This window comes from Coleofasciculus sp. D1-CHI-01 (assembly GCF_040218875.1).
Classification (GTDB): domain Bacteria; phylum Cyanobacteriota; class Cyanobacteriia; order Cyanobacteriales; family Coleofasciculaceae; genus Coleofasciculus.
This window is the reverse complement of the sequence record NZ_JAVJQP010000089.1, coordinates 26,513-37,195: the sequence shown is the minus strand read 5'-3', so window position 1 is coordinate 37,195 and position 10,683 is coordinate 26,513. Positions and strand designations below refer to the sequence as shown.

The window sequence follows — 10,683 nt, the reverse complement described above, 5'->3', positions numbered from 1 at the left end:
ATTCGTAGCGACTAATGTATTGTCTTGCAATCGCCCGGTTTGTTCTAAACTGTCGCTGAGTGCGGCGGCTAATGTCGGCTGATCAATATTATCCACAGGATCATCAGGTAAGAGAAAATCATCGGGTAGCTTCTCCCAGGTAATTTTAGGCTGAGTTGTAACCGTTGTCATCCGTATCATCTCCCTGCATCTGTAAGCCCTATTTTAGATAAAGATAGAGTGCGATCGCAGGACTTGATCCATTCAGGTAATCGCAAAAAGCAGAGTAAATTATCCAGACGCGATCGCTTATCTTCTGTAAGAGCTTATATGTTTCGTGGGTTACGCGATCGCTATGTCCCCTCCCTCTCCGCCAGAACCCCCATCTCCTCTCAATTTGGATGAGTGGATTGCGATTCTTGTGACATTGACAACAATTGGCGGTATTTTCTATTGGGCGATGGGTAAAGAACAAAAGCAGCAAATTCTGCAAGACTTGGGGTTTTCCCCGCCCTCGCCTCAACCTGACTCAACATCGGAATCCCCAAAGCCAACTCAACCCACGCCAACGACTCCTGAGTTATCGGGTTCAGAGACAATACCTCGTCGGGAAGCTGAGGTGCAGGGGAGCAAGGGTGCAGGGGAGTCAGGGAGAATGCAAGCTGATTCAGCACTTCCAGCGCCAGAGAAAGTCCCACCCTCAACGGTATCCCCAACAACGACTACACCGACTCCCTCGGTAGAATTTTCTGATATTCCCGATGACTTTTGGGCGCATGTTGCGATCGCAGATTTGGCAAAGCGGGATATTGTCGTCGGCTTTCCCCAAGGTGAATTTAAACCGCAGCGATTTGCTACCCGTGGCGAATTAGCCGCTATGCTACAGCAGGTATTTGAGCCAAAACCAAAGCAACGTGCGATCGCGTTTAAGGATTTACCGCCAAATTACTGGGGTGCTCAAGCAATTAAGGCAGTGACTAAAGCGGGAATAATTATCGGATATCCTGATGATAAATTTCGTCCCAACCAACCGATTACCCGTGCAGAAGCCTTAGTTGTCTTAGCTAAAGCCCTAAACCTGAAACCCCCATCCGAACCCAGTAAAACCTTACAACAGTACACAGACAGCAACAAAATACCAGATTATGCGATCGCCAACGTTGCGGCGGCGGTAAAAGCGGGTTTAGTCACTGGCTATCCTCAAGGAAATTTGCTCAATCCCAATAAACCAGCTACTCGTGCTGAACTTGCAGCGATGCTGCATCAAGCTAGGGTAATTTCCCGCAATAGAGCTTCACGACAATAAGGTTTTATAGTATTGCTTACGCCCAGCTTTTACCTAGGAATTTAACCTATACCGATAGACGTACTTTAGTTGAATCGACTGGTTATCATCCTAAACTTTTCTGCTAAATAGTTAACCATTGCATTAGGGATCAGTCTACCCTCAGATAGATTAAACTTTATTGGCAATAGAGCTAATCTGAAATGAGCCAATTGAGCAAATTGATTAAAACTTGAGTAGAGTAGATAGACATTGACCCTATTTAGATAGAAAACGCAAGGCTAACCCTTGACGTTGAGCAAGATAAGCTGCGTTTAAGCAAACACCAGAGTAGACTTGAGTAAAAACAAGTCTATTCAAGATTTCGAGCTTATGTAGAGCTGAATGGCGAGTCAATCCTCACAATCAAGCTACTCAATTAACAAACAAATCGTAGAAAGGAGAACATAAGAAAATGGTTGCTACCCTTACTGATGCTAAACGCTCTGCAATTGCTGAAAAACTTGCTGATATGCTGGCAATTCAGAATTTAATTATTGCTAATGAACAGCAATTTATCAACGACTGTAAAAATAACGAAATTTTTGGTCGCTTAGAAGACATGCTAGAGGATGACCAGAACAACTTAGAAGTTCTGGAAACAACCATAACTCAGTATGGAATTCAAGCTGAGCCAAAAGAGAAAGTTCAAAAAATGATTGAACAAGCTGAGGAGATGATGAAAAGCTCTGAACTCAGCCTTTATGAAAAGATGGCACAGCATGAACTGCTAAAACATGGACAAGTCATGTCGGGACTCGTAGTGCATAAGGCAGCTCAAATCGCTGGTTTTGATGCCGAGGAAGCAATCTCTCCCCTAAATTCGGTTAACTTTGAAAACCGGGCGCATCAGGAAAGATTCAAGGGAATGTTAGAATATTTAGGCACCCAAGAGTTAACAGGTGAAGAACCCGAACAAGGGATTTGGGGACGAGTTCAAGATGCAGTAGCTGCCATGACGGGTGCGATTGGTAGTGCTGTGACTCAGACATCTGATAAGTCTGACATGGATATCATGGATGTCATTTTCATGGATCACCAAAAAGTCAAAACCTTAATTGGTGAAATTAAGGGAACCAATAATCCAAAGCGCATCCAGGAGTTTTTTGGACAACTCTACAAAGATATAATTGTTCACGCCAAGGCAGAAGAAGAAGCGGTTTATCCTCAGGTTCGTTCCTTTTATGGCGATGATGATACTCAGGAACTCAATCAGGAGCATACTGAGTTAAAAAGACTTCTGAATGAGATGAAAAATCTCGGACCAACTTCATCCGACTTTAAGTCTAACCTGAAGCAGGTGAAAGACATTATCGGCGATCACACTCGTCAAGAAGAAAGCACGATGTTTGCTTCCATGCGGAAGAATCTTTCACCAGAGCAACGGGAACAAATGGCAACTCAATTTAAGGAAGCCAAGAATAAATTGCAAATCCAATTGTAGGGGCAAATTTAGGGACAATTGTAGGGGCGGGTTTAGGGACAATTGTAGGGGCGGGTTTAGGGATTAAATTCAGCTATTCCCCGATAACGGAACAACAAAACCCGCCCTCCTCACCGATAATGGAACAACAAAATCCGCCCTATCTCACCGATAACGGAACAGCAAAACCCGCCCTATCTCACCGATAACTGAATAGCAAAATCCGCCCTATCTTACCGATAACGGAACAACAAAATTTACTCTTTGACGCACTAAAGTGCCTACTACGAACAGGAGCCGATGGCGTCTCAAGATGCGTCTTATATGGCGGGTCAAGTGCTACATCCGAATGGTGGTGTGGTTGTTGGTGCATAATATCAAATCCGCTTAAGGAACCCCCTGTTGAACGTGGGGACTTTTTCCTTCTATCCCTTGTAACCCTCTCCAGAACTGTAGAGACGTAGCCGGCTACGTCTCTTTTCGATTATGTTCAACTGGTCAAATTGTCATAAGAGTGCTACATTACTTTTAGTTGTAAATAAATGTAAAATTACGGATTCAGAAAACGCAAACTGTTTACGATACCTCGGTTTGAGCGTTTTTGATTCAACCAAGTGGATAGGGAAAATAGGAGTTCAGACACAATGAGTCAACTAATCGCCAACGAACACCTAATGCGAGATGATTTACAACAGTCTTTAGAGCGCCATCATATCAATCCCGCTACATTGAGTACGTTTCAGCGAATTTTACTCACCACCGATGGCACGTTAACTGATATTCTGGAAGCGTATCTCTTTGAACAGATCCAGGTTGTCAAAATCTCCCAAAATCTTATCCCTATTCCCAAATCACTTTCAGCTATGGAATTAGCAGAGGGGACGGACGTGATTGATAGACGCATCTTACTCCAAGGGCGGATTAGTCGCAAAAACTTTATTTACGCGGAATCCATCCTGGTTCCCGAACGCCTGGATGATAATTTTAGACATGAATTGTTTAAAACCAAAACCCCAATTGGTAAGATTTGGTTAGAGCAAAAGGTGGAAACCTTCAAAGAAATTTTGGATTCTGCTAAAGAATCGGCTCAGAGTTTAGCGGAGTATTTTAATATTGAGGCGAGTGACAAGCTACTCTCCCGTACCTATCGCGTATTTACCAATGGTAAACCTGTAATGATGATTACAGAAAAGTTTCCGGAACGTTATTTCCTCAATAGTGTTTGATTTCGAGAACGAGCGATCATCTAGATCCCACAGCTCCCATGATCAAGTTTCCGGCTCTATCCCCAAAGCCCTAAGCTGCTCCCGCAAACGAGCATTCTCTCCCTCGGCTCGTTCAGCTCGCTGGCGTTCCTGTTCGGCTCGTTCTTCCCCTGTCAACAGCAAATTCCCCTGACTATCCCACCACCGCAACCAAGGCAGTTCTACGTTCTTGTAGCGTCCCTGCCAAATGCCCAGCTCTACTCCCAGTGGCTCAATCCGGTAGTGTCCGCGATCATTGGCGGGTAACAACCTGTAGCTTCCTTCTAACAGATGATAAACGTCTACACGGGCTTGCTCTACTTCGTAGATGCCGTAGAAAGGAATGCGAATCGCTTGCTCGTAAACCCAGAACTTGCCTTGATAAGGCGTGGAATCTCGTTCTTCGGAGCCATTTCCAGAGACGAATTCTAAGGCGATGAGGGGGGAAACGATTTCCTGCCACAGGACGTAGGAGCGCCGCATTTGACCGTCCAGGGTGGGTGGCACATTGGCAACATAAAACCAGTCAGGGGCTTCGGCTCCGCGCTCTGGCGGGTCAGTTAAGCGCCAGTAGATACCACTGTCTTGACCGATCGCATAGTATCCATCGGGGTGTAGTTGTTGGAGAATCGGCTCAATGGATTCGGTTAACAGAATACTTTGAGGATGCTCCTGAAAGTTTTTCACAAACGTACCATCGGATTCTGGGAGTTGGATGTGATCGGGTAGAGTTTTGGGAAGTTCGGGTATTGTTTTCATCGTTCTCTAGGGGTGTGGAAACCCGCCGGCGCGGGTTTCGTTTGCAAAAGCTGCAGTTACCTGAAGGGAAGCCGCTTGAGCGTCTACAACCGCCCAGTTAACAGTTAGGCTGACTGTTGATAAGGGCTAGTTAACTTATCCAACTGCTGTACCAACAAACTCAGGAATAAGCCCACATCAGTAACTACACCCACGGATTCCAAGGAACCGCGATCGCTTAACTTAGTAACAACGGCGGGATTAATATCCACACACACCATTTTCACCCCAGATGGCGTCATATTTCCTACCCCAATGGAGTGCAGCATCGTGGAGAGCATTAAAATCATGTCCGCCCCTTCTAGCAGTTTGGCATAGTCGGCTTGGGCTTTAATCAAATCCATCTGCGTATCCGGTAGGGGTCCATCATCGCGAATGGAACCCGCGAGGGAAAAGGGAACATTATGTGTCACACATTCATACATAATTCCTTTTGTCAATACCCCTTTCTCCACAGCCCCAGCAATGCTGCCATAACGACGGATGGTATTAATTACCTTGAGATGGTGGCGGTGTCCACCTCGTACCGGGACACCTCGTTTCATATCCACGCCCAGAGAGGTTCCCATCAGGGATTGCTCAATATCATGAACCGCGATCGCATTACCGCCCAACAACGCCTGCACATACCCTTGGCGAATCAGACGGGATAAATGTTGAGAACCGCCCGTGTGAATCACCACCGGACCAGCAGTAACAATTACTTTACCGCCTTGATCGCGAATTTGGCGCAATTCCCAGGCAATTTGCTCGACAATTAATTCCACCCGGCGTTCACTAGAAACGCCAGCGCCCATGAAGCTAAATTCTTCACTCCCACGCTGTTCACGGGTTTTCGGCTTGTGAACCGTGCGGATTCCTTCCACACCGACAACTACCTGTTCATCGACTTCGAGATCCCGTAAGATTTTACAGCGAGCGATCGGCTGAGAATCAATCTGGGTGATCGCAATTGCCCCATCCATGCGCTGGTTTTGGACTTTCACCCACTCACCCTTAATCCGGACTTCTGTGGGGTAAATCGTGGAGACATAAAAGTCATCCGGCGCTACACCCGATTGAATCACAGGTTCAAGATTAGCGTCACATTCTTCTTGAACGGGAGAGAAAGCCCCCAACTCAATCAGTTGGCTCATCACCTCTTCCATCACATCATGGGAAGGTGCAGAGACGCGAATCTCAGCGCTGGAGGTACTTTGCCGTTGGACACCCAAATCGAAGTTGAGAACTTGGAAGCTACCGCCAGTTTCCACAATCAGATCTAACGCCCGACTGATCAAGCCAGAATCTAACAAATGTCCTTCTAGGCGAATGGTGCGACTTTCTACCTGGACATTCGCATGGAGTTCAGTACGAACCGGTTCAGTTACCCGCAGGGTCAAACATTTCGCCGCGCCACCTGCTTTGAGGAATTCCGTTAGCGGGGTTTCAACCACTCTAAACCCTGCCTCAGCCAACCGTTGCTTCAGGCGATCGCTGGCTTTGTTCATCACCACAACTTGGTCAACATTCACCGCATTGCAGGCGAAGTTCACCGCATCGGCTTCTTCCAAGGCGATACGTTTTTCTGGTGCGACTCGCATCTCAATTAAGCGATTGGAGTAGGCATCAAAGGCGGGGGGATAATAGAGTAAATAGCCGCCCGTCAGGGGACAGAAACAGGTATCTAAGTGATAGAAGCGCTCATCAGTGAGTCGCAGGGAGACGACTTCAATATCCAGCCATTTTGCCAGATAGGGATGAGAATCCAATTCCGAACGGAAGCCATAACCCGCCCATAACCAACGTCCTTCTCGATCCAGGAGGGCATCCCCTGCGCCTTCAAAGGGGAGTTCTTTAGGGAGTTCGTAGACGGTGTAGCCTTGGGCTTCAAACCACTCCTTGAAATGGGGTTCCTCTCCCTGACGTTCTTTGTGCAAGAACCGACTCAGGACAACATTTTTACCCAAAACCAGCCCCGCATTTGCCGTAAACACCATATCGGGCCACCCTTTTTCAGGGTTCACCAAATCCACGATCGCATGATCTTTGAGGACATGGTGCAACTTGTACCACTGTTCGACGGCGCGATCGCGCGAGGACTTATGAATATTCCCTTCCATCCAGGGATTAATCACATAGTCCACATCGTAGTGATCTGGAGCGCACATGAGAAAGCGAATCGAATCAGTCATAATCAATTTCAAATGGGTAGACGCTTACAATAGACCAACTTCCTATCCTATCGGATTTTCCCAGGACAACCCACATTAGGTATAGTGCTGGATTAGGGGAGATGCGATCGCCTCTCCAGTCGTCATACCCAATCGACTTTTGTCAACCCCTTCTGCCCTCTACCCTCTGTCCTCTGCCTTCTACTTTATTCGGTCAATTGCCGATATGCCAACTTCACCGATGGAATATGAGCGCAACCGTTCTAGGGGTTTGGGGTTAACTAACAGTCCGTAAATATGCTGTGGTTCTAGCATCGATTACTGGACTGGTGTGCTATATGAGCGGAATAATGAGTCCTTCCTTTGCTAAAAACGACCCTTCACAAGCACTTTTTACCTCAATGGCAATTTCATCAAGCATATCATCGTTATGATTCGGTTCGTGGTGAAAAATCGCCAGTTGTTTAACCCCGGCGGCTTTGGCGAGTTTTACCCCTTCTTGCCAGGTTGAATGTCCCCAACCCACCTTAGGCGACTTGGGATTGTGGTATTCTTGGTCAGTGTACATGGCATCGTAAATCAGAATATCCGCATCACGAGCTAAATTCAGTACATTTTCATCCAAGTGATCCGGATAATGTTCGGTATCGGTACAGTAGACCGCCGAACGTCCTTGCCACGTTACCCGATACCCCATCGCCCCATTGGGATGATTGAGGGGACTGGTTTTAATGGTAATATCCCCTAGCGTCATGGTATCGCCACAGATTAGGTCATAGAATTTCAAATCCGCCTGAATCTCTCGTTTCGGCACCGGGGAATTCAAATGCAATACCCGTTCTTTGAAATGCTGCTGCATAGACACTCCATCCGGTGCAGCGCCATGAATATGCAACAGATTCCCCTCCAAAAAGGCGGGGTCAAAAAAGGGTACGCCCTGAATATGATCCCAGTGATAATGGGTAAAAAACCAATAGGCTTCAATGGGGAGGTGGGGCTTTAGATGTTTACCCAACATCCGGATACCGGTACCCCCATCAAAAATTAGGCGTTTGTCAGCGATACGCATCTCCACACAGGAGGTGTTACCGCCGTAGCGAATGGTTTCTTTACCGGGGGAGGGAATACTACCCCGCACGCCCCAGAATTGGACAACGAACTCAGAGGAAGGACTGCTTTCCATCGGAATTTTAAGGCTTTAATGTATGGCACTGACCCTGATGACGCAGTAGGTGATCACATAATACTAAGGCGACCATTGCTTCTACCATAGGCACAGCCCTGGGCAAGACGCAAGGGTCGTGACGCCCTTTGGCTGCTAGTATTGTTTCTTCACCGGTACTGGTCACTGTACGCTGTTCTTTTCGTATAGTAGCAGTGGGCTTAAACGCCACTCGCAAAATAATCGATTCTCCGTTGGTGATACCTCCCTGAATGCCGCCAGAACAGTTGGTTGTCGTCCGCACCGTTCCCGTATCATCGAGATAGAATTCATCATTATGTTCAGAACCCGTGAGTAAGGTTCCGGCAAAGCCAGATCCAATCTCAAAGCCTTTGCTAGCAGGTAGGGACATCACCCCTTTAGCGAGATCCGCTTCTAGCTTATCAAAGACGGGTTCTCCTAGTCCTTTTGGCACATTGCGGGCGACACATTCGACTACCCCACCAATGGAATCCCCTTCACGCCGGATTAACTCGATTTTTTCTATCATTCGTTGGGCGCATTCACTATCAGGACAACGGACGATATTACTTTCAACCTGTTCCAGGGTGATGGTGTGGGGATCAACGATGCCTTCTAAATCATGAATGCGTTTAACATAGCCAACGATGTCCACATTGGCAACCTGTTTAAGGATTTTTTTCGCGATCGCACCGGCTGCAACTCGACCAATGGTTTCCCGTGCTGAGGAACGTCCACCGCCCTGCCAATTGCGAATCCCATATTTAGCATCATAAGTGGCATCGGCGTGGGATGGGCGATATTTGACCGCCATCTCTGAGTAATCTTGGGGGCGGGTATCTTTGTTGGGGACAAAGATAGAAATGGAAGTACCCAAGGTTTTTCCTTCAAAGACGCCTGAGAGAATTTCACAGGTATCGGTTTCCTTGCGCGGGGTGGTAATCTTGCTTTGTCCCGGACGCCTGCGATCGAGTTCAAACTGAATCTCTGCGGCGGAAATCTCCAATTGGGGTGGACATCCATCAATCACCACACCGACACCGCCGCCGTGGGATTCTCCATAAGTCGTAATCCGAAACAGATGCCCGAAACTATTGCCCATAATGATCGAGATGATGCCGTTAAGATTCTTATGTTAGCAACGATTTAGCCGTTTCCGCCCACCCTACACCCTAGCCCTCATACTTTCCTGTACCCAATCGCTATGGTTCCCACCGTTACGACAATTCCGATTCAGTATCTCGCGTCAGGCGATCGCCTTTCGATCCCAGTCTATAAGTTTATTGGCGCCACCCCTGGGAAAAAGGCTTATATTCAAGCCAATCTCCATGGTTCAGAAATTGTTGGCAATGCTGTTATTCACCAACTGATTGAGTTTTTCAGCCACTTAGAGGATAGTCAACTCACTGGAGAAATTTGGCTGGTTCCTGTCTGTAATCCTATCGGCACGAATCAGCGAAATCATTTCTTTGCTACTGGGCGTTTTAATCCCTACGATGGCAAAGATTGGAATCGGATATTTTGGGACTACGAAAAAGAAGAAGAGGATTTAGCTGAGTTTGCTGAAGTTCAGATGCATTACTCTCCTGAAGAAATCCGCAAAAATTATTTGGCACGCATTCAAGCTAGCTTTGAAGAACACAGAAATAAACTCAATTCTCCTAGCGGAATTCCTTTTAGTGAACGCTATCGCTATCAGCTTCAATCCCTCTGTTTAGATGCTAACTATGTGATTGATATTCATAGTTCCACAAATCAGGCGATCGATTATTTGTATTGTTTTCAGAGTCGTGAGGAAAGTGCCAAAGCTTTTCTCTTGGATCGCGGAATTTTAATGAATGAATATGACGGTGATGCCTTTGACGAAGCCTTTATGAAGCCGTGGTTGGCATTGGAGAAGCAATTAGCCGCCTTTGGTAAAGCGATTCAGTTTGATGTCGAGTCTTGGACACTCGAACTGGGTTCGGGGATGGAAATGAATCCCGACTCGGTAAAAAAAGGAGTTCTGGGGATCAAAAATTATCTGGCACAAAAAAAATTACTCAATTGTCCCGATTTGCCCTTAGAGAAGACAACCTCGCAATCGGTGAAATTTACCATAAAAAGTCAAATTAAGCAGTACTATGCTCCAGCCGGGGGGATGATTCAATCACGAGTTCCGTTGGGCAGTCAAATTCAATCCGAGCAGCCTTTGTATCAATTACTGAGTTTTAATCGAGAAGGGGATTTACCTCAAATAATTGACGTTCAGGCTGAATCCGATGGTTGGGTGTTTAGTGTTGCTAAGAATTATGCCGTCAATGAAGGCGAGTATGTTTTATCAATTATGTAGACAAATAAAGATAGATGCTGTTATTGATTTATTGGCAGGTATGGCGGGTTTTGTTTTTCCGTTATCGGTGGTGAGGGCGGGTTTTGTTTTTCCGTTATCGGTGGTGAGGGCGGGTTTTGTTTTTCCGTTATCGGTGGTGAGGGCGGGTTTTGTTTTTCCGTTATTGGTGGTGAGGGCGGGTTTTGTTTTTCCGTTATTGGTGAATATCTGAATTGAGTCCCTAAACCCGCCCCTACGATTGTCCCTA

General features: G+C 46.6%; 9 protein-coding genes and 1 pseudogene. 5 read left to right on the top strand and 5 right to left on the bottom strand.

Features of this window, described 5'->3' with window-relative positions; all coding sequences use genetic code 11:
• Window positions 1-171, bottom strand: a pseudogene (locus RIB93_RS16410) (Uma2 family endonuclease); the annotation flags it as partial.
• 163 nt (window positions 172-334) lie between these two features.
• Between RIB93_RS16410 and RIB93_RS16405 the strand changes: the two are divergent.
• The 3 genes from RIB93_RS16405 (at window position 335) to RIB93_RS16395 (ending at window position 3,952) form a co-directional block, all read left to right on the top strand.
• A complete protein-coding gene (locus RIB93_RS16405) occupies window positions 335-1,285 on the top strand; it encodes an S-layer homology domain-containing protein (protein WP_446373800.1) in 951 nt (316 codons plus the stop codon).
• A gap of 433 nt (window positions 1,286-1,718) precedes the next feature.
• Entirely contained in the window at window positions 1,719-2,747 is a 1,029-nt protein-coding gene (locus RIB93_RS16400; protein ID WP_446373799.1) for a hemerythrin domain-containing protein, read from the top strand.
• A 623-nt stretch (window positions 2,748-3,370) separates the two neighbouring features.
• Window positions 3,371-3,952 (top strand): chorismate--pyruvate lyase family protein, encoded by a 582-nt coding sequence (locus RIB93_RS16395; protein ID WP_446373798.1) that lies wholly within the window; start codon window positions 3,371-3,373, stop codon window positions 3,950-3,952.
• 42 nt (window positions 3,953-3,994) lie between these two features.
• Here the strand turns inward: RIB93_RS16395 and RIB93_RS16390 are convergent, their stop codons facing one another.
• The 4 genes from RIB93_RS16390 to aroC all read right to left on the bottom strand — a co-directional run bounded on the left by RIB93_RS16390 (window position 3,995) and on the right by aroC (window position 9,206).
• Window positions 3,995-4,729 carry a Uma2 family endonuclease gene (locus RIB93_RS16390; RefSeq protein WP_446373797.1) on the bottom strand — a complete coding sequence of 245 codons (735 nt, stop codon included), beginning with the start codon at window positions 4,727-4,729 and terminating at the stop codon, window positions 3,995-3,997.
• A gap of 104 nt (window positions 4,730-4,833) precedes the next feature.
• The gene (gene argZ, locus RIB93_RS16385; protein WP_446373796.1) at window positions 4,834-6,942 is read right to left on the bottom strand and encodes a bifunctional arginine dihydrolase/ornithine cyclodeaminase; all 2,109 of its coding nucleotides are present in this window, start codon (window positions 6,940-6,942) and stop codon (window positions 4,834-4,836) included.
• Between the two features lie 313 nt (window positions 6,943-7,255).
• Window positions 7,256-8,104: an MBL fold metallo-hydrolase gene (locus RIB93_RS16380; protein ID WP_446373795.1), complete on the bottom strand. Its 849-nt coding sequence runs from the start codon at window positions 8,102-8,104 to the stop codon at window positions 7,256-7,258.
• Between the two features lie 7 nt (window positions 8,105-8,111).
• Complete coding sequence (gene aroC / locus RIB93_RS16375) at window positions 8,112-9,206, bottom strand: chorismate synthase (RefSeq protein WP_446373794.1); 1,095 nt, start codon at window positions 9,204-9,206, stop codon at window positions 8,112-8,114.
• A 102-nt stretch (window positions 9,207-9,308) separates the two neighbouring features.
• Between aroC and RIB93_RS16370 the strand changes: the two genes are divergently transcribed.
• Together RIB93_RS16370 and RIB93_RS16365 are read left to right on the top strand one after the other, a co-directional pair.
• Window positions 9,309-10,436, top strand: coding sequence for a M14 family zinc carboxypeptidase (locus RIB93_RS16370; RefSeq protein WP_446373793.1), 1,128 nt, complete (start codon window positions 9,309-9,311; stop codon window positions 10,434-10,436).
• On the top strand, window positions 10,417-10,647 hold the full coding sequence (locus RIB93_RS16365) for a hypothetical protein (protein ID WP_446373792.1): 231 nt from the start codon (window positions 10,417-10,419) through the stop codon (window positions 10,645-10,647). Before RIB93_RS16370 ends, RIB93_RS16365 begins: the two co-directional genes overlap by 20 nt.
• Window positions 10,648-10,683 lie beyond the last annotated feature (36 nt).